Annotated in this window: 20 protein-coding genes and 1 pseudogene; 10 read left to right on the forward strand and 11 right to left on the reverse strand. The window is 61.6% G+C overall.

Annotated elements, in window-relative coordinates; translation table 11 throughout:
* Positions 1 to 9: 9 nt before the first annotated feature.
* The 3 genes from CD58_RS19220 to CD58_RS19230 are packed head-to-tail and all read left to right on the forward strand — an operon-like array spanning position 10 to position 2,847.
* A complete protein-coding gene (locus tag CD58_RS19220; protein ID WP_025214618.1) occupies positions 10 to 654 on the forward strand; it encodes a paraquat-inducible protein A in 645 nt (214 codons plus the stop codon).
* Positions 635 to 2,293, forward strand: a complete 1,659-nt coding sequence (locus CD58_RS19225) for an intermembrane transport protein PqiB (RefSeq protein ID WP_025214619.1) — start codon at positions 635 to 637, stop codon at positions 2,291 to 2,293. The genes CD58_RS19220 and CD58_RS19225 overlap by 20 nt, the downstream gene beginning before the upstream one ends.
* Before the next feature lie 17 nt (positions 2,294 to 2,310).
* On the forward strand, positions 2,311 to 2,847 hold the full coding sequence (locus CD58_RS19230; RefSeq protein ID WP_025214620.1) for a PqiC family protein: 537 nt from the start codon (positions 2,311 to 2,313) through the stop codon (positions 2,845 to 2,847).
* A 1-nt stretch (position 2,848) separates the two neighbouring features.
* On the opposite strand, the gene CD58_RS19235 is transcribed toward CD58_RS19230, so the two are convergent.
* A complete protein-coding gene (locus tag CD58_RS19235) occupies positions 2,849 to 3,478 on the reverse strand; it encodes a glutathione S-transferase family protein (RefSeq protein WP_025214621.1) in 630 nt (209 codons plus the stop codon).
* Between the two features lie 221 nt (positions 3,479 to 3,699).
* On the opposite strand from CD58_RS19235, the gene CD58_RS19240 reads away from it, so the two are divergent.
* A complete protein-coding gene (locus CD58_RS19240) occupies positions 3,700 to 4,134 on the forward strand; it encodes a hypothetical protein (RefSeq protein WP_025214622.1) in 435 nt (144 codons plus the stop codon).
* 240 nt (positions 4,135 to 4,374) lie between these two features.
* Here CD58_RS19240 and CD58_RS19245 read toward each other — a convergent pair whose 3' ends face one another.
* The 4 genes from CD58_RS19245 to CD58_RS19260 form a co-directional block, all read right to left on the reverse strand.
* Positions 4,375 to 5,469 (reverse strand): DUF1615 domain-containing protein, encoded by a 1,095-nt coding sequence (locus CD58_RS19245; protein WP_025214623.1) that lies wholly within the window; start codon positions 5,467 to 5,469, stop codon positions 4,375 to 4,377.
* A 246-nt stretch (positions 5,470 to 5,715) separates the two neighbouring features.
* Positions 5,716 to 6,690, reverse strand: coding sequence for a porphobilinogen synthase (gene hemB, locus CD58_RS19250; RefSeq protein WP_025214624.1), 975 nt, complete (start codon positions 6,688 to 6,690; stop codon positions 5,716 to 5,718).
* Positions 6,691 to 6,804: 114 nt separating this feature from the next.
* Entirely contained in the window at positions 6,805 to 7,650 is an 846-nt protein-coding gene (locus CD58_RS19255; RefSeq protein WP_025214625.1) for a PhzF family phenazine biosynthesis protein, read from the reverse strand.
* Between the two features lie 8 nt (positions 7,651 to 7,658).
* On the reverse strand, positions 7,659 to 8,357 hold the full coding sequence (locus CD58_RS19260) for a glutathione binding-like protein (RefSeq protein WP_025214626.1): 699 nt from the start codon (positions 8,355 to 8,357) through the stop codon (positions 7,659 to 7,661).
* A 322-nt stretch (positions 8,358 to 8,679) separates the two neighbouring features.
* On the opposite strand from CD58_RS19260, the gene CD58_RS19265 reads away from it, so the two are divergent.
* Positions 8,680 to 9,354, forward strand: a complete 675-nt coding sequence (locus CD58_RS19265) for a hypothetical protein (RefSeq protein ID WP_025214627.1) — start codon at positions 8,680 to 8,682, stop codon at positions 9,352 to 9,354.
* Between the two features lie 125 nt (positions 9,355 to 9,479).
* Here CD58_RS19265 and mnmH read toward each other — a convergent pair whose 3' ends face one another.
* Both mnmH and selD read right to left on the reverse strand, forming a co-directional pair.
* Positions 9,480 to 10,583, reverse strand: coding sequence for a tRNA 2-selenouridine(34) synthase MnmH (gene mnmH / locus CD58_RS19270; RefSeq protein ID WP_025214628.1), 1,104 nt, complete (start codon positions 10,581 to 10,583; stop codon positions 9,480 to 9,482).
* On the reverse strand, positions 10,583 to 11,617 hold the full coding sequence (selD, locus tag CD58_RS19275) for a selenide, water dikinase SelD (RefSeq protein WP_025214629.1): 1,035 nt from the start codon (positions 11,615 to 11,617) through the stop codon (positions 10,583 to 10,585). The genes mnmH and selD overlap by 1 nt, the downstream gene beginning before the upstream one ends.
* A gap of 309 nt (positions 11,618 to 11,926) precedes the next feature.
* Between selD and CD58_RS19280 the strand changes: the two genes are divergently transcribed.
* The 3 genes and pseudogenes from CD58_RS19280 (at position 11,927) to CD58_RS19290 (ending at position 14,477) form a co-directional block, all read left to right on the forward strand.
* Entirely contained in the window at positions 11,927 to 12,877 is a 951-nt protein-coding gene (locus tag CD58_RS19280; protein WP_025214630.1) for a nucleoside-specific channel-forming protein Tsx, read from the forward strand.
* 42 nt (positions 12,878 to 12,919) lie between these two features.
* Positions 12,920 to 13,944: pseudogene (locus CD58_RS19285) on the forward strand (purine-nucleoside phosphorylase).
* A gap of 248 nt (positions 13,945 to 14,192) precedes the next feature.
* Complete coding sequence (locus CD58_RS19290; protein ID WP_025214631.1) at positions 14,193 to 14,477, forward strand: hypothetical protein; 285 nt, start codon at positions 14,193 to 14,195, stop codon at positions 14,475 to 14,477.
* A 36-nt stretch (positions 14,478 to 14,513) separates the two neighbouring features.
* Here CD58_RS19290 and CD58_RS19295 read toward each other — a convergent pair whose 3' ends face one another.
* On the reverse strand, positions 14,514 to 15,116 hold the full coding sequence (locus tag CD58_RS19295) for an NADPH-dependent F420 reductase (RefSeq protein WP_025214632.1): 603 nt from the start codon (positions 15,114 to 15,116) through the stop codon (positions 14,514 to 14,516).
* Positions 15,117 to 15,258: 142 nt separating this feature from the next.
* On the opposite strand from CD58_RS19295, the gene CD58_RS19300 reads away from it, so the two are divergent.
* Positions 15,259 to 16,188: a LysR family transcriptional regulator gene (locus CD58_RS19300; protein ID WP_025214633.1), complete on the forward strand. Its 930-nt coding sequence runs from the start codon at positions 15,259 to 15,261 to the stop codon at positions 16,186 to 16,188.
* Between the two features lie 142 nt (positions 16,189 to 16,330).
* A complete protein-coding gene (locus CD58_RS19305; RefSeq protein WP_025214634.1) occupies positions 16,331 to 16,918 on the forward strand; it encodes a hypothetical protein in 588 nt (195 codons plus the stop codon).
* A gap of 118 nt (positions 16,919 to 17,036) precedes the next feature.
* Here CD58_RS19305 and CD58_RS19310 read toward each other — a convergent pair whose 3' ends face one another.
* The 3 genes from CD58_RS19310 to CD58_RS19320 form a co-directional block, all read right to left on the reverse strand.
* Positions 17,037 to 17,753, reverse strand: coding sequence for an alpha/beta hydrolase (locus CD58_RS19310; protein WP_025214635.1), 717 nt, complete (start codon positions 17,751 to 17,753; stop codon positions 17,037 to 17,039).
* A 64-nt stretch (positions 17,754 to 17,817) separates the two neighbouring features.
* Positions 17,818 to 18,930, reverse strand: a complete 1,113-nt coding sequence (locus CD58_RS19315) for a M14 family metallopeptidase (RefSeq protein ID WP_025214636.1) — start codon at positions 18,928 to 18,930, stop codon at positions 17,818 to 17,820.
* 103 nt (positions 18,931 to 19,033) lie between these two features.
* A complete protein-coding gene (locus CD58_RS19320) occupies positions 19,034 to 19,813 on the reverse strand; it encodes an ABC transporter substrate-binding protein (RefSeq protein ID WP_025214637.1) in 780 nt (259 codons plus the stop codon).
* Positions 19,814 to 20,329: the final 516 nt, after the last annotated feature.

A 20,329-nucleotide genomic window follows, 5' to 3' on the forward strand; every position in this document is an offset into this window, starting at 1 on the left:
AGCACGCCCCTGGACACCCCGCCCCAGGCCAGCGACCTGAACCTGTGCCTGTGCCACAGCTGCGGCCTGGCCTGCGACATGACCGACGAGCCCAAGACTTGCCCGCGCTGCGACGCCGCCCTGCATCGACGCAAAACCGACTCCGTCACCCGCACCTGGGCCTATATGCTGGCGGCGCTGGTGTTTTATATTCCGGCCAACCTGCTGCCGGTCATGAACACCAAGATGCTTGGCGAAGGCGCCGACAGCACCATCATCAGCGGCGTCATCGAGTTCTGGCAAGGCGGTGCCTGGGACATCGCCCTGATCATCTTCATCGCCAGCATCGCCGTACCAGGCATCAAGTTCGTGGTGCTGACCCTGTTGCTGGTCACCGTGCAACGACGCAGCACCTGGGCCCAGGTCCAGCGGGCCAAGCTGTATCGGCTGGTGGAAGTCATCGGCTACTGGTCGATGCTCGACGTGCTGGTGGTGGCCCTGGTGGCGGCGCTGGTGAAGTTCCAGGCACTGAGCGATATCGAACCGCGGCCAGGCATCCTGTTCTTCGGCCTCGTGGTGCTGTTCACCATGCTCTCGGCCATGAGTTTCGACCCCCGGTTGATCTGGGACACCCAACCCTGCGAGGAAATCCTGGATGAAGTCGCAAGCCACTGACGGGCGCCAACCCGCACCGGGTCGCGCCAATGTCACCACGCGCCGCTGGACGGTGTCGCTGGTGTGGATCGTGCCGATCATCGCGGTCCTGGTGGGGCTGTCCCTGGTGGTCCACAACTGGCTGCAGGAAGGCCCGACCATCACCATCACCTTCAAGACCGGCCAGGGCCTGACCGCCAACAAGACCCAGGTGAAATATCGCAACGTGGTCATCGGCCAGGTCACCGACGTGCAACTGAGCGACGACCAGAAAAACGTTACCGCCACGGTCAAGCTGGCCAAGACGGCCGACACCTTCACCCACGAAGACTCGGTGTTCTGGGTGGTACGGCCGCGCATCGGGGCCGGCGGTATCTCGGGGATCGACACCTTGCTGTCGGGCGATTTCATTGGGGCCGACGCCGGCCAGTCGAAAGTGCGCGCCAAGTCCTTCACGGGCTTGGAGAACCCGCCACCCATCACTTACGGCGAACCGGGCAAGCGCTTCACCCTGCATTCCCAGGACCTCGGCTCGCTGGACATCGGCTCGCCGGTGTACCTGCGCAAGATCCCGGTGGGCCAAGTGGTGTCCTATGCGCTGGACGCCGATGGCAAAGGCGTCAACATCGACGTGTTCATCAACGCCCCCAACGATGTCTACGTCACCGAAAACACCCGGTTCTGGAACGTCAGTGGCGTGGACGTGAACGTCGGTGCCAACGGTTTCGCGGTCAAGACCGAATCACTCTCGGCACTGCTACTGGGAGGCATCGCGTTCCGGGCGCCGGAATACAGCCCCAACGACACCCCCGCCAGCGAAGACAAGACGTACGAGCTGTTTGCCGACCAGCAAAGCGCCCTCGCCCCACCCAATGGCAAGGCGCAGTACCTGGCCTTGCGTTTCGATCAGGCACTGCGCGGGTTGCGAGTCGATGCGCCAGTCGAGTTCCTGGGCGTCGAAATCGGCAAAGTCGTCGCCATCAATCTGGACTTCGACGAGAAGCAGCGCAGCTTTCCGGTCAACGTCGGTGTGGTGATCTACCCTCAGCGCCTGGGCAAGGCCCATGAGAAACTGCTCAAGGCGCTCAATCACAACCCCGACGACGAATCCGCCGGGGCCCGCCTGATCGGCAGTTTCGTCGATCGAGGCCTGCGTGCCCAGGCGCGCAGCGGCAACCTGCTCACCGGGCAGTTGTACATTTCGCTGGATTTCTACCCCAAGGCGGAAAAAGTCGCCTTCGACCCTGCCGCTCGACCTGTCCGTATTCCTACCATTCCCGGCAGCCTCCAGCAATTGCAGGAACAACTGCAGGCGATGGTCGAGCGGATCAATAAACTGCCGTTGGAAAGCGTGGCCAGCAACCTGAACGGCAACCTGGTGGAGCTGCGCAAAGGCCTGGCCCAATTCAACAGCAAGACCCTGCCAAGTGTGCAAAACACCCTGCAAGATGTGAGCAAGACCCTGCAATCGGCCAACTCGACCCTGGCCGAAGATTCGCCGCAACGCGAACAACTGACCCAGACCCTGGACGACCTGGGGCGCATGTCGCGCTCGCTGCGCGAGCTGTCCGACTACTTGAGCCGCCACCCCGAATCGCTGCTTCGCGGCCGTCCCAAGGACGCACCGGCGCAGAACCTCACATTCCCGGTGAAAGAATGATCACAGGAGCACGCCTTATGCCGCGGATGCTGAAATGCTCACTGACTGCCTTGGCATTGCTGCTCGGCGCCTGCCGCAGCGATCCCATCCACTATCACACCCTGAGCCCGGCCCAACCGGTCGATCAGGCGGGCGCCAGCGTGGACATCCAGGTCGAGCAAGTCAGTGTTCCACCTCAAGTGGATCGCACCCAGATGGTCATTCGCCAAGGCAACAGCGGTCTGGCGATCCTGGAAACCGAATGGTGGGGCGCCAGCCTGGCGGATGAGCTGCACAGCAGCCTGGACGAACAACTGAACAACCCCGGCGCACCCAAACTGTTGCTGCGAGTGGATGTACAGCGCTTCGACTCGATCCCTGGCCGTTATGCCCGCATGGACGCGCAATGGCGCCTGCGCAACTTCGGCAACGAGGCCCGTCCCCTCACCTGCCGCAGCAGCCTGCAAACGCCGGCGGGAGGCAGCATCGACGACCTGGTGACGGCACATCAGAACAATGTCCGGCAATTTGTCGGCCTCGTCGAGCAGGCGGCGTCACGCAAGGCGTGCCCATGACTCATTCCGGCCAATGCTGTGACAGGATCGGCGCAACGCGCGGATGGCGGTCGATGCGCTCCAGCAGCCCATGAAACTCCGGACGGGCGCTTGACATGGCTTCGCGGGTTCCTTGCCACTGGGTGATCACAGCGGCCAGGATGTCCAGCGCTCCCGGTTCGTCGCCATTGAGAAACGGCCGGGCTGGGAATTGGTCGGCAAACAGCGCCCAGTTGCGATACAGCCGTTGCTGGGTGCCGGAGACCAATCGCTGCCGAGTCGCTTCGTCCGCATCCTCCAGCCAGCGTTCCGGAAAATCGATAATGCCGATGGGCGTATAGCAATGGGCAACGATATAGACCAGGCCCCGTATGACTTGCGCGCGATGCCCAGGGTCTTCAGGCAGCAACTTTGCCTGGGGAAAGGACAACCCGAGGTGAATCAGAATGGCTGCGGCTTCAGTCAGCACCGAGCCGTCCGGCAGTTGCAGGGTCGGGACCAACTTCTGCGGGTTCAGCGCCTCCAGTTCCTTCGCCGCCGCGCTGTCCTCGGTCGAATAGGCATCGATCCGGCGGTACGCCACGCCACAGAGATCCAGGGCAATCTCCACCGCCGAAGAACCAGACTGCCTGTGGCCGAATAACTGATACATGAGCTTGTCTCCTGCTGGATATCCTGGCGGTAGAGCTCACAAACCCGTCGGTGTTCCACTGGCCGGACGATACGCCATCCAGATCTCACACCAACCGAAGGTCAGTGGACGAGCTATCACTGCCATCGATGTTCACCATCATGTCAATGAAGTTCTCTTGATGATTGCCCGGCGCAACAATGGCCCCACACCAACCCACTGCATCCCCGGAGCACATCATCATGAAACGCCAAATCATCCTCAGCTTCGCTTTTTCTGTACTGGCAGCCAACGTATTCGCCGCCTCCTCCCAACCGGTCGTTGCCGAGGGTGGCTCTGATCGCCTGATTGAAAACCGCGTTGCCGAAGGCGGTGCTGAGCGTCTGCTGGAACGTCGCGTTGCTGAAGGTGGCTCTGATCGACTGATCGAAAACCGCGTCGCTGAAGGCGGTGCTGAACGTCTGCTGGATCGTCGCGTTGCTGAAGGTGGCTCTGATCGACTGATTGAAAACCGCGTTGCCGAAGGCGGTGCTGATCGTCTGCTGGAACGTCGCGTTGCTGAAGGTGGCTCTGATCGCCTGATCGAAAACCGCGTCGCTGAAGGCGGTGCTGAACGTCTGCTGGATCGTCGCGTTGCTGAGGGCGGCTCGGATCGCCTGATCGAAAACCGCGCATGAGTTGCTTGACCGCAACAAATGGTCGGCAATACACCCTGTGGCGAGGGAGCTTGCTCCCGCTCGGCTGCGAAGCAGTCGTAAACCGGCGGGTGCGGTGTGTCTGATGCTCCGCATTTGGCAGGTTTTGGGGCCGCTTCGCAGCCCAGCGGGAGCAAGCTCCCTCGCCACGGGTTTGTCGATTGCCTTAAGTGAACAGCATTAGGCCTCTTCCGCCGGGCTTTTTCATGCCCCAACGTCTGGCTAACGCCCCGACGCCTTCGCCATGCACCGCTGATAACGCTCATCCACCCGCTTGGCAAACCACGCTGTGGTCAGCTTGCGCGTGATTTTCGGACTCTTGAGCACGATCCCCGGCAATACGGCCCGCGGCAACCGCTTGCCCTCAGCCTGTTCAGCCAATTCGAACACGCGCTTGTAGAGCTTGCTGTCTTCAAACGCCAGGCTATCGCCCTGCTCCAATTGATTGCGAATGGTCGGGTTGCGCATCCCCAATGATTTACCCAGCGTGCGCACCGCCAATTCGGTACTGCCCGGCATGATGGAGTCATGCACAATCAAATCGCCATCGAGCGCCAGGGAAATGCCCGAAGCCCGACTCACCGCATGCTGGAAAGCCGCGTTGCGACTGGCGTACCACCCGGCATTGAAATCGGCGAAACGATACAACGGCTCGGTGTAGCTCACCGGATAGCCCAGCAAATGCGCGATACCGAAATACATTCCGCCACGACGGCTGAACACCTCACGGCGAATCGAGCCGTCCACCGCGTAGGGATAACCCCGGGCATTGGCTTGGGCAAAGGCGATACTGACCTGCATCGGCCCACCCGTGTGCACCGGGTTGAAACCGCCGAACAGCGTCTTGCCCAGCGGCACCATGTCGATGAAATCATCGAAAATCTCACTCAGTTCCTTCTCGCTACGCGCCCCGTTGAGCCGATCGCTGTAGCTCTTGCCATTGGGCGAGCGCACCTGCAACGCGCCGCTGACCAATAGCTCCGGAATGTGCACCTTCGCCGCACGGCGGTTGATTTCCTGACGAGCAATCTTACCCAGCCCCGGCACCGCCGGATCGGCCTGGAACGTCGACTCCTGTTCGGTCACCGCCAGGACAGCGCAGATATTCTGCGTCGTGGGGGAGATCTGCTGAGCCGCGAAAGCCACGTAGATGTCCGTCGCCCAGCCTTCGCGATCCGTAGTCTTGGCCGGCAACAACCGCACGATCTGCGCCTTGACCTCGGCAGGTTGGCGTTCAGGCTCCTGGGCCTGGCGGCTGCCGCAACCGGCCAGGGCTAGCAACGCGGCCAGGCTGATCATCAATCGATTGAGTTGCATGGTGCTCCATCAGGTTGGTTATTCCGGAGCAACCATACGATCAAAAGCGGGCACGGGCTATGTTCCGTCGCGCAGAGCAACAAAATGATGCAGGAAGCCCCCCCTGTGGGAGCGAGCTTGCTCGCGATGGCGTCGGCACATTCGGCATCGGCGCAAGCTGACCCACCGCTATCGCGAGCAAGCTCGCTCCCACAGGGGATTGGGGGGATATGGAACTTGCGTCAGATTGCGGTCCCTGACGCTGGATCAGATCCCACTCAACGCCAAATCCATCGCAAAGTAAGTAAAGATCAGGTCCGCACCCGCCCGTTTGATCGCGCCAAGGCTTTCGCGCACCACGCGGGCTTCGTCGATGGCGCCAGCCTGGGCGGCGAATTTGATCATCGCGTATTCGCCGCTGACCTGATAGGCCGACAGCGGCAGGTTCGAGGCCTGGCGAATGTCGCGGATGATGTCGAGGTAGGCACCGGCCGGCTTGACCATCAGCGCATCGGCGCCTTCCTGCTCATCGAGCAAGGATTCGCGCAACGCTTCGCGACGATTCATCGGGTTCATCTGATAGCTCTTGCGGTCGCCTTTCAAGGCGCTGCCGCCCGCCTCGCGAAACGGACCATAAAGCGCCGAGGCGAATTTGGTGGAATAGGCCATGATTGCCGTCTGGCTGAAGCCCGCTTCATCCAGCGCCCTGCGAATGGCCTGGACCTGTCCGTCCATGGCCGCGGACGGCGCGATCACATCGGCACCGGCACGGGCCGCCGCCACGGCCTGCTTGCCCAGGTTGAGCAAGGTCCGGTCGTTGTCTACTTCATGCCCGTGGAGTACGCCGCAATGACCATGATCGGTGTACTCACAGAAGCAAGTGTCGGACATCACAATCATTTCCGGCACCGCGTCCTTGCAGATTCCGGCCATGCGCGACACCAGCCCGCGCTCGTTCCAAGTGTCGCTACCGTCGCTGTCCAGGTGATGAGACACACCAAAGGTCATGACTGACTTGATGCCGGCACGGGCATAGCGCTCGATCTCGCTGGCCAGTTTCGCTTCAGGGATGCGCACCACGCCCGGCATGCTCTTGATCGGCACGAAATCATCGATCTCTTCTTCGACGAAAATCGGCAACACCAGGTCGTTCAAGGTGAACTCGGTTTCCTGGAACAGGCTGCGCAGGCTCGCATTGCGACGTAGACGGCGTGGACGCGCTTCGGGGAACTGGCTGGACATGGGACTCCTGGGGTAAATGGGTACTCGATCACAGGGGCAAAGCTTATGCCCTGGTCGGCCAGGGCACAAACGCCGGCTGGCAAACAGAGTGTTACCAGCCTGGCAATAATCGCCTCACAAGGTCAGCGAGCCATTGATGCAAGTCACCACTGCGCCGCCAATCCAGACGTCATCCCCCAACTGCTCGACATGAATGCGCCCGGCCCGGCCCATCGTCAGTCCCTGGCTGACCACATAGGACGCAGGGGCCAGCCCCTTGCCCAGCATCCACTGGGCAAGCCCGGCGTTCAGGCTGCCGGTGGCTGGATCCTCCGGCATGCCGTCACCGGCAATGAAACCGCGCACTTCAAATTGCGCCTCATCGCCGTCCACCGCCGGATCCCAAGGGGCGATGACGCCCACGGCCAGATCCAGCAATTGATGATAATCGGGCTTGAGCGTCAACACCTGCTGGCGATCCTTGAGCATCACGGCCAGCCAACCGGCGCCGTTATCAACCCATTGCGCCTCGACAATCGCCTCGGCCGCCAGCCCGAGCCCCTGGCACACCCGCTCCAACAGGTCGGTTTCCAGCGGACCGGACTTGAGCAAGGGTGGCGCCAGGAACGCCAATCCATAATCGCTACGGCGGATCCTGACCAGGCCGACGCCACATTCCTGCACGATCTCCCGCCCTTTCGGCACGCCTCCGGCTTCGAGCCAGGCGTGACAACTGCCCAGAGTCGGATGACCGGCAAACGGCAACTCGGTCGACGTGGTGAAAATTCGCACCCGGTAATCGGCCTCCGGATGCCGTGGCTCCAGCAGGAACGTGGTTTCGCTGAGGTTGGTCCAGTTGGCAAACGCGACCATGCGCTCATCACTGATCTCATCCGCGCCGAGCACCACCGCCAGTGGATTGCCCTTGAGCGGCACGGCGCTGAACACATCCAGTTGCTTGAATTCGAATCGGCTGGCCATCGGGTCATTCATTCCGGGATCTTCAGCCCACGCGCCACGGCCGGTCGCGCCAGGAAACGCTCCAACACCCGTGTCACATTGGGAAAGTTCTGGATACCCACCAAATCACCGGCCTCATAAAAACCGATCAAGTTACGCACCCAGGGAAACGTGGCGATATCGGCGATGGTGTAGCGCTCGCCCATGATCCAGTCCCGTCCTTCGAGACGACCGTCGAGCACCTTGAGCAGGCGTTTGCTTTCCTCGACATAACGATCGCGAGGCCGCTTGTCCTCGTAGTCCTTGCCGGCGAACTTGTTGAAGAATCCCAGTTGCCCGAACATCGGCCCGATACCGCCCATCTGAAACATCAGCCACTGAATCGTCTCATAGCGCGCCGCCGACTCCTGGGCCAACAACTGGCCACTTTTGTCCGCCAGATAAATCAGGATCGCCCCCGACTCGAACAACGCCAACGGCTTATCCCCTGGCCCATGAGGGTCGAGAATCGCCGGGATCTTGTTATTGGGGTTCAGGGAAAGGAACTCGGGGGACAACTGGTCGTTGCTGCCAAAGTCCACTTTGTGGGGTTCATAGGGCAGGCCAATCTCCTCCAGCATGATCGAGACTTTCACGCCGTTGGGCGTTGGCAGGGAATAGAGCTGGAGCCACTCCGGGTATTGGGCGGGCCATTTTTGGGTGATGGGGAATGAGGTTAGATCGGGCATGAGGGGCAAGCTCGAGTATGAAAGGAAAGGCCTGAGAATAATCCAAGATGCGCAGGACAGCATCAGAAGACACGTCACGGGAATCACACTGACCTTTCTTAATTCCGCAACATCCTGTCGCTAACATTCGAACTGCCTCCAAGGAAGAGGCCTTACAGTGCCGCGGATCAGCCGAGATCGAACCAAAGGGCTTCAAGGGACTCTGAGCAGTGCCCCCGAAGAATCGAAGCGGCATCACGACAGGGAAAACACCCGAGGCCAGGCGCCTCGCGGTGCCAAGGTTTGTCAGCCTGACTCAAGAGTGCTGAAGAATATTTATTCGATGATGAACCCACTGAATTTCGCCAGACGCTTCAAACACCGTTCGTGGCTGGTGCTACCAACGCTGCTTGTGGTCTGTGGCCTGGTGCTGTCGCTGGAATCCAGCGTCAGCCGCGCCCAGCCAGCCGACGGTGTGCAGACCCTGGTGTTCCTGCGGCATGCCGAGAAACCCGATGGCGGGCTGGGCCAGCTCAATTGCCAGGGCCTCAACCGCGCCATCGACCTGGCCACCCTGCTGCCGGAAAAATTCGGCAAGGCCGACTACGTGTTCGCGGCCAACCCTACCCGCAACGTCGAAGAGGGTGAGCTGGACAATTCCTACAGTTATATTCGCCCGCTGATGACCATCAGCCCCAGCGCCATCAAGCTTGGCCTGCCGGTGAATATCAATTATTCGGCCAACGACACCAGCGACCTGGCTGACGAATTGCTCCACGACAAGTACCACAACGCCACCGTCTACACCGCCTGGTCCCACGGCTATTTGCCAGAGCTGATCAACAAGGTCGCCGAGGAGGCGGTGGGCGAGGAACAGACCATTACCGATGACTGGGCATCCAGCGACTTCGATTCGCTGTTCGTGCTGACCCTGACCTGGCATAACGGCAAGGCCAGCCTCAGCAGCCGGAGCTACAAGCAAGGCTTGGACAACGGCAAGGAAGCCTGTCCGACATAACCATTGAGTACTTCTTCCTTTGTGGGAGCGAGCTTGCTCGCGATAGCAGTGCGTCAGTCAACATAAGCGTTGGCTGATCCGACGCTATCGCGAGCAAGCCCGCTCCCACATTATTTTGTTCCGCATTACCCGCGCCGCAGCGCTCGCTCGCGCAGGTACTCCAACACCGCCGCCTGCTCTCCAGAGAACTCGATCCGCAAGCCCTTCTTTTCCCGCTGGAACACATACATCGGGTCGTAATACTCGCGCAGCAAACCTTCGATCCAGCCGCGATGCAAGTCGACGGCGCCGCTATTGGCCTGCTCGGCCAGGGCGGCCTCCATGATCTCCATCAAACGCCGGTGACGGTCGCCGCCCAGGCGCTTGTGAATGTTGTTCAGGCTCGCCAGCAATCGCTCGGAAAACAGCGAGAAGCCTTCGTCGCCATGTACGGCAATGAATTCGGCGCACAGGTTAATGACGTAATCACGCAGGATTCGTTCGACCCGCCGCTCCAGGCTGTCTTCAAGCCAGACCATCGGAACCTGCTGCATGCGCTGGAACAAGGGCAGCGGCAAGGCGCAGCTGCCGACCATGCGGCTTTCATCTTCCAGCACGAACTGTTCGATACCGGCGGCGCGCTTTTTCAGCACGTCCACCGCCAGACGGTTCTCGAAATCGATGTTGGAAGGTTGCCCGGTGGCGCGCTTGCCAAAGCTCGAGCCGCGATGATTGGCATAGCCCTCCAGGTCCAGGCTATTGCCCAACTGGGTCAGCACTTCAGTCTTGCCGGTGCCGGTCATGCCGCCCAACAGCACCAGGTCGCATTCGGTGACCGCCTGCTCGACGGTGCCAAGCAGGAAGGTGCGCATGGCCTTGTAGCCGCCACCGACCCTGGGGTATTCAATCCCCGCTTCGTCCTTGAGCCACTGCTGGACGATCTGCGAACGCAAGCCACCGCGAAAGCAATACAACACACCATCAGGATGGCTTTGGGCGAACTCGGCCCAGGCCTGGATGCGTTGCGCCTTGATCTCACCGGACACCAACTGATGGCCCAGGACAATGGCGGCCTGCTGCCCCTGCTGTTTGTAGCAGGTACCGACGCGTTCCCGTTCGAGGTCGGTCATCAACGGCAAATTGATCACGCCGGGGAATGCGCCCTTGAGAAATTCGACCGGCGCACGAGTGTCCATCATCGGCCGGTCGTTGAGGAAGATATCGCGGTAATCGGTGATGTCCTGGGTCATCAAGACACCTCGACCGCGTAGGTCTGTCGCTCAACCAACTCGCCAATCGGCTCCAGTGCCAGGCCGAGTTCAACGGCAACCCGCAGAAACTCGCCTTCGCCCTCGGGGGTGACGGCGATCAACAGGCCGCCGCTGGTCTGCGGGTCGCACAGCACGCGTTTGTGCAGCTCCTGGACGCGACCGAGCTTGCTGGCGTAGCTGTCGTAGTTGCGCAACGTACCGCCCGGTACACAGCCCAGGTCGAGGTAGTACTCGACACCCGGCAGGCGCGGCACCGCGTCGTAGCGAATCCGCGCCGTCACTTGGCTGCCATCGGCCATTTCCACCAAGTGCCCGAGCAGGCCGAAACCGGTGACGTCGGTCATCGCGGTCACACCGTCGAGTTTGCCGAAGCGGCTGCCGGGTTTGTTGAGGGTGCACATCCAGTCGCGAGCCAGGCCAACGTCGGCGGCGCGCAACTTGCCTTTCTTTTCCGCGGTGGTGAGGATGCCGATGCCCAGGGGTTTGGTCAGGTACAAGCGGCAACCGGCGGTGGCGGTGTCGTTGCGTTTCATGTGGCGCTTTTGCACCAGGCCCGTGACCGCCAGGCCGAAAATCGGCTCAGGTGCGTCAATCGAATGCCCACCGGCCAGGGGAATGCCCGCCTCGTCACACACCGAACGACCGCCGCGAATCACTTCCCGTGCGATTTCCGGGGCCAGCACGTTGACGGGCCAGCCGAGAATCGCAATGGCCATCAGCGGGTCACCGCCCATGGCGTAGATGTCGCTGATGGCATTGGTGGCGGCGATGCGGCCGAAGTCGAACGGATCGTCGACAATCGGCATGAAAAAGTCGGTGGTCGAGACCACCCCGCGCTCCTCGTCGATGGCGTACACCGCGGCATCGTCCCGGGAGGCATTGCCGACCCACAGCTTGGGGTCAAGGTTCTGCGCACCGCTGCCGGCCAGGATCACTTCCAGCACTTGTGGCGAAATCTTGCAGCCGCAACCAGCGCCGTGGCTGTACTGGGTCAGGCGAATCGGCTCGCTCATGGGCATACCTCTCGTAAGTCAAGGTGGCTGATTCTACAGCAACAGCGGTGGCTCAGCGCTGCATCGCGATGGGTGCCCAGATATGCCTTGTCATACTTGGTACCGGTTCGAGCGTCGAGCGGCCCTTCGGTGCACACGGACTGACCAAAAAGACAGGAAAAACCCCATAAAGCCCAGTTTTTCAAGGCCATGACCAAATCTGGTATGGGATGTGCAAACGTTTGCGCAAGTTGTCGGCCTCAACGCATCGATGGCTTTTTCAACCTTCATGGAACGCGGGCTTCGGCTCGCACGGACAAGGACTTTCCAATGCTCTTCCCTTCCCGATGTGGCGCCGTGCCCGGCGTATTCGCAGCTGCCTTGCTACTGAGTGCCGTTACCGGATTACTCAGCTCCCCGACTCAAGCCCAAACGAGCGAGGCGTCCGCCCAAGGCGAAGCCCTCAGCCCCGAAGCCGCCCCCGCGAAAAAAGGTGCCTACCTGTCGGACTGGTACAACCAGGACCTGACACTCATCGGCAGCAAAGACATCAGTTTTGGTCCGCAGCCGGTCGACGATGTCTATCTGGAATACGAATACTTCGGACGCAAAGGGCCTTTCGAACTGTATGGCTATGTCGATATCCCGAAGATTTTCAACATTGGCAACAGCCACGACAAAGGTGCCTGGGACCATGGTTCGCCGGTGTTCATGGAGCATGAGCCGCGTATTTCCATCGACTATCTCAGCGGCCGCAGCCTGGCCATCGGGCCATTCAAGGAATGGTATGTCGCGTTCGACTGGATCTACGATCACGGCAGCAACAGCGCCAACCGCGCCAACACCTTGTACAGCGGCCTGGGCACTGACATCGACACCCATTCGCGGGTCAACCTGTCGGCCAATTTCTATGGGCGCTATCAATGGGAAAACTACGGCGCCAGCAATGAATATTCCTGGGACGGCTACCGCGCGCAGCTCAAATACATCGTGCCGATCAGCCAGTTCAGCAACGGTGCTTCGCTGACGTACATTGGCTTCACCAATTTCGATTTCGGGTCCGACCTGCACAAGGACAACCCGGCCCGTACCGCCAATGCCACGGTCGCGACCAACGTGTTGCTCTATTCCTTCACGCACCTGCGCTTCACATTGGTGGGCCGCTACTTTCACAACGGCGGCAACTGGCAGGACGGCAGCGAGCTCAATTTTGGCGACGGCGACTTTCGCGCCCGCTCCGATGGCTGGGGATACTACGCCGGCGTCGGCTACCAGTTCTGACCTGTCGAAACACCACTTCGAATCCATGGAGGTAACGCACACATGAACAAACGCCTGCTTGCTTCAATCGGCCTGGCCGGTACGGCCCTCTTCTGCTCAGCTGCCGGGGCCGCACCGCCGTATCAGCCCAAGGTCATGCTGATCACGATGTTCGCCCCCGAGGCGCAGAATTGGATCGAACGCCTGGCGCTCAAGGATGAAATCCGCGTGCCAGGACTGTCCGCCCAGTACCCGGCCATCCACTGCAACGCCCAGCAGGTCTGTCTGCTGATCACCGGCATGGGCCAGACCAACGCGGCGGCCTCGACATTGGCCCTGGCGTTCTCGCCGACCCTCGACCTGCGCAAAAGCTATTTCCTGGTGGCCGGGATCGCCGGCATCAACCCGCACCACGGCACCCTCGGCACAGCCGCCTGGGCCCATTACCTGGTGGAGTTCGGCACGCAATGGGAGCTGGACTCACGAGACGCGCCCAAGAACTGGCCCACCGGCTACCTGGGCATCAATACCAAGGGCCGAACGAAAAGCCGCCGCTGGACTACAAGACCGAAGTCTTCGAACTCAACCCGGCCCTGCAGGCCAAGGCGTTCGCCCTCAGCCAGAACGTGGCCCTGGCCGAAAGCAAGGAATCGGCGACCTGGCGCCTGAAATACCCCTACGCACCGGCCAACCAGCCACCGGTGGTGACCCGCTGCGACACCGTGGCGGGCAACACCTGGTTTTCCGGTACGCGCCTGAGCGAACGCGCCGAAGTCTGGACGCGCCTGCTCACGGACAACAAGGGCGTCTATTGCACAACCCAACAGGAAGACAACTCCACCTACGAAGCCTTGCTACGGGCCAGTCGCGAAGGCCGGGTGGACATCAACCGGCTGGCGGTTTTGCGGGCCGGGTCCGACTTCGACCGTCCCGAACCCGGCGGCAGCGAAGTGGACAACCTGCTCAAGTACGCCGACCAAGGCGCGTTCGTCCCTGCGTTGGAAAACCTATTCCGCACCGGCAACCCACTGGTGCAGGACATCGTGAAGAACTGGTCGGTCTGGGAAAACGGGGTGCCAGGCCTCTGATCTTTCTGGGCCTGGATTCTTTGTGGCGAGGGGATTTATCCCCGCTGGGTCGCGAAGCGGCACCAAGTCTGGCCCGCCGGATAACCGGGGTTCAGGACCGCTTCGCGCTCCAACGGGGATAAATCCCCTCGCCACAGGGAACCGTTGAGCGACGGAGGTTGGGCTGTTCTCAACGGCTCAGCCAATGGAATTTTCCCTCCCGGGCAGGATCATTTGAACATCAACCGCGCGTACCCAGGAGACCGCCGATGCCTCTCGCCCGATCCGCCGCCGACAGCACTCACCTTGACTACGGTCTCGACACCCTGTTTGGTCGCGAGACCAAAAGTATCGATTGCCAATACGACGTCCAGCGCCTCGACGAGGACAAGCCGGTGTGGTTCGCGCTGCACGTTCAACCGCCGATGCCGGACGACTTGGACAAGGCCGAGATCGTGGTGTTCAGCGCCGAGGGCCGGCGCCTGAGCGGCATCGTCCGCAGCACTGAACGCCTGGCCGATGGCAGCCTGCAACTGAACGTGGAACCCGACTGAGCCTGGCAGGCCATGGCGCTGAATACTGCCTGTGGCTCAGTCGAACTTGACCAGGTTCAGCACCGGCAGCGGGCCGCCCGGGAACTGGGTCAAGTGTGCGCCGACACTCAGGGGGCCCAGGTCCACGCTGAAAAAACCCAAGCGCTCGATCAACTGCGCGACGTCACCCCGTGCCTGCGCATCGTCACCGGTCAGGAACAACACCCGCTTGCCGCCTTCGGACGTCGGGTCTGCCTCCAGCAGGCGCGCCAGCAGATGATTGAAGGCCTTGACCACCCGTGCGCCCGGCACCCACTCGCTGAACACCTCGGTCGAGGCCCGGCCCTGGAGGTCCACGGCCTTGAACCCCGGCACTTCGATTGCGTTATTGGCGTCGATCACGATTCGCCCGGCAAAATCCGGCAGACCACCCAGCGCCTGGGGCAACTTCGACCAGTTGACCGCCACCAGCACCATCGGCTGGGCGGCCGCCTCCTCCACGGTTCCGGCCCGTACGCTTGGACCGAGGTCAGCCACAAGCTCGGCCAGGCTTTGCGGGCCACGGCTGTTGGCAATGACGACATTGATGTTCTGGCGGGCCAGGGCGCGGGCGAAAGCACTGCCGATGGCGCCGGCGCCAATGATGCCGATGGTGTCGATGCTGCTCATGTTGTGTGTCCTCAAGGTTGGATAAGCCTGGCGGTGATGTCCGCCGTTGAGGTGCATGGTGCCCTTGTCATTACCTTCTGATTAGCCGGTAATATGGCGAATCATTTTCAAGCATTACTATCAGGTCCACCCCATGGAAAGCCTCGCCAATCTCGAATGCTTTGTTCGCAGCGCCGAAACCGGCAGTTTTTCGGCGGCCGCGCGGTCGCTTGCGCTGACGCCGGCCGCCGTGAGCCGCAACGTGGCGATGCTGGAGCGGAATCTGGGAGTGCGGTTGTTCCAACGCTCGACCCGCAAGCTGTCCCTGACCGAAACGGGAGAGCATTTTCTCGCCAGCATCGGCGGCAACCTCAACGCCCTGCAGGCGGCCATCGGTGCGGTGACCACGGAGCGCGGCGAACCGGCCGGGGTGCTGCGCGTCAGCTTGTCCCCGAGCTTCGGTATCGGCCAGGTACTGCCGTTGATGCCGCAGTGGCTGGCCCGCTACCCGCTGATCCGTCCGGACTGGCATTTCGAAAACCGCCCGGTCGACCTGATCGCCGAAGGTTTCGACGCGGCCATCGGAGGCGGCTTCGCACTGACGCCCGGGGTGGTATCGCGCACCTTGGCGCCCGCGCACCTGATTGCCGTCGCCAGCCCAGCCTACTTGGCCGAACGCGCCCTGCCCCGGCAACCCGAGGACCTGGCCAGTCTGGATAACATCGTGCTGCGGGCCAGCCGCACCGGCCGGGTACGCCAGACTGTGCTGCGCAACGCCGCCGGGCGTGAATGCGCCGTGCAACTGAACGAGTCCATGATCTTCAATGACCCCGTTGCCATGCGTGAGGCCGCCTTGCTCGGCCTGGGCGTGGCCCTGCTGGTGGTGCCCGACGCCGTGCCCTGGCTGGAGCGTGGCGAATTGGTGCGGCTGTTACCGGATTGGTATGTGGACCTTGGCGTGATTTCTCTCTACTACCCCAGCCGCACGCTGATGCCGGCCAAGACTCGCGCCTTTATCGATTTCATCACCGAGTATTTCGAGCGCAAGGCGTTGGCCCGGCGCTTCAGTGCCGGACCGGTTTGAGCGGTCGGATGATGGTGCCGATCAAGCGTTCCTCCGTACCCCCGGCACCGCAATGGCCGGCCCATCCGCCACGGGCGCTGGAGTCAGGCACGGCGCCCATGGGATGATCGGCCTCCAAACGCGATCACCGTGGAGAGTTTCAATGTCATTGCTGAGTAAACACGCCGCCGCCCTGTTGCTGACGGCCATCGCCAGCCTGGCCGCGGTATCCGCCCAGGCGGCCCAGCCCAAAACCGCCGGTGATGCGCCGGCGCAGAAGGTTTCGATGCTGGGCGGCAAGTTCCTCTTCACCTTGCCCAAGGGGTTCATCGCCACACCATTGCCCGCCGGTGATGCCGCCCAGGGTACCGCTGGCGCGACAGGAACGATGTACAGCAATGCCACCAGCCGGACCGTGGTGATCGCCGCAGAGAACACCATCATCAACGGCGCGAAGGTGAAAGATGATGATGGTGCGTTCCTCGACGCCACCATGGGCGACTTCGCTGCCCAGCGAACCACAGCGCTGCCGGACGCCAAGATCCTGAGCGCAAAAGGCCTGACCCAGAAAGGCACCGGCCTGGGCCTGCGTCAGCTCGACACCAGCGCCACCCAGGGCGGCGGACCGACCCTCGACACCACGTTGCTGGCTGCCTCCGGCACACGCATGGCGGTGGTTCAGGTCATCTCCCGGGCCAGCGACAAGGCTGGTCATGAGGCGTTGGTGAAACAGATCGCCAGCGGTCAATAAGCGCCCCAGAACATGTGGGAGCCGAGCTTGCTCGCGATGGCGTCGGCACACCCAACTTTGATGCAAGCTGACCCACCGCTATCGCGAGCAAGCTCGCTCCCACAGGGATTTACAGTGATCAGGGGTTGAGCCGCTCCAACCAGGCCCGCAGGTCTTGCACTTCCAGGGCGCTGATACTGTGACCCACGCCCGGGTAGGCATGGAATTCGGGTTCCAGGGCCAGGGTCTTGAGGAAGGTGTTGGCCTCGGTACCGTCGTGATAAGGGATGATCGGGTCTGCCGTGCCGTGGCCGATGAACACGGCCAGTGTCCGTCGCGATTCGTCGGGGGTCAGTTCGGCCCGCAGCACCGGCAGGACCTTTCCGCCCATCGCGGCAATCCCGCCGACCGCTTCGGGGTGTCGCAGCGCCACCTCATAGCTCATCATGGCGCCCTGGCTGAAGCCCACCAGATAGACATTGCTCGCGTCGGTCGGGTACTTGGCCCGGGCCTTCTCGATGAACGCCAACAGCATCTGGCCGCTGGCCTTCAGGTCCGACGTGTCGCCGTCATAGGCACCCTCACCCTTCTTGGCGAACCACTGGTAATGATCCGGCTCCATGGTTTTAGGGGCCCGCACCGAGAGGTAATTGTAGTCTTTGGGCAGTTCGTCCCTGAGCTCGAACAGGTCCTGTTCGTTGCTGCCGGAGCCATGCAGAAAGATCACCAGCGGTCGGTTCCTGGCCTGTTCATCGACGTGGGCGAGGTAGTTGAGCGGCAAGTCCGTGTGCAGCGAGGGCTGAGCCTGCAACCCGGACGAAACCAGCAACAGGAACAGGGCGAGCGCTTTAAACATTGATCTTCCTCCATCGTTCGATAGCTGCACGGTAAACACCGTGCGGTGAGGTAGACAGCACTTATCAGTCGTTGATCAATTTCCCCACGCGAATAGGCTCACGCCCGGCGACTTTCGCCTGCCAGATCCCCGGCTGGGTGTAGCGCCCGCGGTCCAGGGCGAATAGCACACCGCTGGTACCCGCCCGCACGGTGGTGACCCGGTCGCTCAGCGGATCGACCACTTCAAACAACGGATCGCCCTGCTCCACCCACTCCCCGGCTTCACGCAGGAAACTCACGACGCCATGGTGCGGCGCGAACAGGTATTGCGTGCCTTCGAACGGAAAGCCTTCACAGCATTCGCTGGGCGCGGACGGCCAGTCCCCGGCGATAAGGCCCTGCTCGGCCAGAAACCCGAGGATGGCTTCGCAATTGGCCCGGGCCTGCTCCACCCGGGTGTCGCCCATGCTCCCCAGTTCCAGCGTTGTCGCCAGGTTGGCCGGCGGAATCGCCGCTTCGGGAAAGGCCTTGGCCAAGCGCAACCAGGGCGAGGAGCAGGATTCATCGAACGAACTGCCGCCGGAATCTTCACACAACAACGCCACCCCGGCGTTCAACCGCGCGGCCAGGGAACGCCACTGCGGCCAGTGCTGTGGCAACGCGTACAAATGGATCGCTGCCTCGAAATCGCAATGTAGATCCAGGGTGATATCGGCGTCGCAAGCATGGCGCAGCAACAGCCGATGCAGCGCCTCGAGTTGTGAAGGCGGCGCTGGCAGATCATCGAGAACCTGGGCCATGGTCTGGCGGATCAACGTGATATTGGCGGCTGGGTCGTCACCCAGGCGATCACCGATGCGTTGCGCCACCGGGGCGCTGAGTTCGACAAAGGCGCGGTTGAAATTCTTGCCACTGCCCAACTCGAAACGCCCCATGTGAGCGCTTTGCAGATGCTGATCCAGACCGATGGGATTGGCCACCGGCACCAGTTCGATCACCCCCTTGAGCAGGCCCTGGGCCTCAAGATCGTTGAGCCGCTGCTTCAGCTCCCAGGCGGTGCGCATGCCCGGCAATTCATCGGCGTGCAGACTGGCCTGGATGTAGGCCTTGCGCGGGCCATGGCCGTAGCGAAACACGCTGAGCCGGCGCTCTGTGCCCAGGTGACTCCATGGCAGGGTATGGTCGATGCGTTGCATGGGGAACTCCGGATGGCGATATCTCGATAGGCGCAGGGTAAAACAATCGCCCATGAAAAAGGTGGCCGACCGGGTCAACGGCGGGCCACCTTGGACTCAGCGATTAATGCCCGTAGACGTCAAACGCGAAGTATTTGTCCTGGACCTTCTTGTAGGTGCCGTTGGCGCGGATTTCAGTGATGGCGGCGTTGAATTTCTCGGCCAGGGCGTTATCACCCTTGCGCACCGCAATGCCGGCGCCACCGCCGAAATACTTCGCGTCTTCATAAGTCGGGCCGACGAACGCGAAACCCTTGCCGGCGTCGGTTTTCAGGAAGCCGTCGTCGAGGTTGACCGAGTCGGCCAGCATGGCGTCGAGGCGCCCGGCGACCATGTCCAGGTTGGCTTCCTGCTGGGAGCCGTAGCGCACCAGGTTGATACCTGCTGGCACCAGTACCTCGGTGGCGAAACGGTCATGGGTACTGGCGCGCAGCACACCGACTTTCTTGCCCTTGAGTTCGGTGAGCGGGTCCTTGACGGCGGAGCCTTCCTTCATCACGAAACGCGCCGGGGTGTGGTAGTACTTGATGGTGAAGTCGACGTTTTTCTTACGGTCGTCGGTGATGGTCATGGACGAGAGGATCGCGTCGATTTTCTTCACTTTCAGCGCAGGGATCAGGCCGTCGAATTCTTGCTCGACCCAGGTGCACTTGACCTTCATCTGCTCACAGAGCGCGTCACCGATATCCACATCGAAACCGGTCAGCTTGCCGTCGGCGGTTTTCATCGAGAAGGGTGGGTACCCGGCTTCGATCCCGAGGCGGATCGGCTTGGCCTCTTCGGCCACGGCCGACAGGGACAACACGGACAGTGCCAGGGCACCGAACATTGCTAGCTTCTTCATTTTTGCTCCTGAGTGCGCAGGGTTTTTATTGGCAATTATTGGCAGATTCGTAGGCAGCGTTCGGTCAGCGAGGAACCGAAGTGGGCGGGAGTCTAGAGGGGTGCTCAGGAGGGGAATTGTGTTGAGGCGACAAATAGTTACGAAAACGGCTTGATTTGTGTGTATATCCGTTGCTGCGGTAACGGCTTCTTAGGGTTCCGCTCTTACAGCGGGTCACTTTCGAAAATCCGGAAGCCGGCCCAGGCGAAAGTAACCAAAGCGCTTTTGCCCCACCACTCGGTGCCTCGCCTAGGCTCGGCATGCCCGAACGCAGGCATTGCTCCGTGGGCCGCCGAGATCAACGTCCGGCGCGAGGCGGCCTGATAGCCGACCTGTCTCTTTTGTCGTACTCCGATCCAACTGTGGGAGCGAGCTTGCTCGCGAAAGCGGTGGGTCAGCTTGCATGGATATTGGCTGTGCTGACGTCTTCGCGGGCAAGCCCGCTCCCACATTGGTTTTGAGGTGTTCATGGAAATT

The sequence above is a fragment of the Pseudomonas brassicacearum genome (genome assembly GCF_000585995.1).
Taxonomy (GTDB): domain Bacteria; phylum Pseudomonadota; class Gammaproteobacteria; order Pseudomonadales; family Pseudomonadaceae; genus Aquipseudomonas; species Aquipseudomonas brassicacearum_A.